This is a genomic window from Acinetobacter sp. NIOH-H-8, from assembly GCF_046635365.1.
Classification (GTDB): domain Bacteria; phylum Pseudomonadota; class Gammaproteobacteria; order Pseudomonadales; family Moraxellaceae; genus Acinetobacter.
This window is the reverse complement of record NZ_JBHDVN010000393.1, coordinates 1-333: the sequence shown is the minus strand read 5'-3', so window position 1 is coordinate 333 and position 333 is coordinate 1. Positions and strand designations below refer to the sequence as shown.

At 42.0% G+C, this 333-nt stretch carries 1 rRNA gene; it reads left to right on the top strand.

Annotation, left to right across the window (positions count from 1 at the left end):
- Positions 1-227 precede the first annotated feature (227 nt).
- Positions 228-333, top strand: a 23S ribosomal RNA gene (locus tag ACEWB7_RS18810); the annotation flags it as partial.

Below are 333 nucleotides of genomic sequence, written 5' to 3'. Positions count from 1 at the left end.
TGTTCATACTCATGAAAGAGCGGAAACAAGAGGTCGCAAGATTGACTGTTGAAGTGATTGAATGAGAACTAGCGAAATTAACTGAATCAAGCGTTTTGGTATATGAATCTAATTGAAGCTGTACAGTAGTTAAATCTACGAGACGCCAACTGTATGAGAGTGATGAGTAATCATCATAATCTGTTGCTTATCTTACTTGTGGGATAAACGACTGTTTGGGGTTGTATAGTCAAGTAATTAAGTGCATGTGGTGGATGCCTTGGCAGTCAGAGGCGAAGAAAGACGTGATAGCCTGCGAAAAGCTCCGGGGAGGCGGCAAATATCCTGTGATCC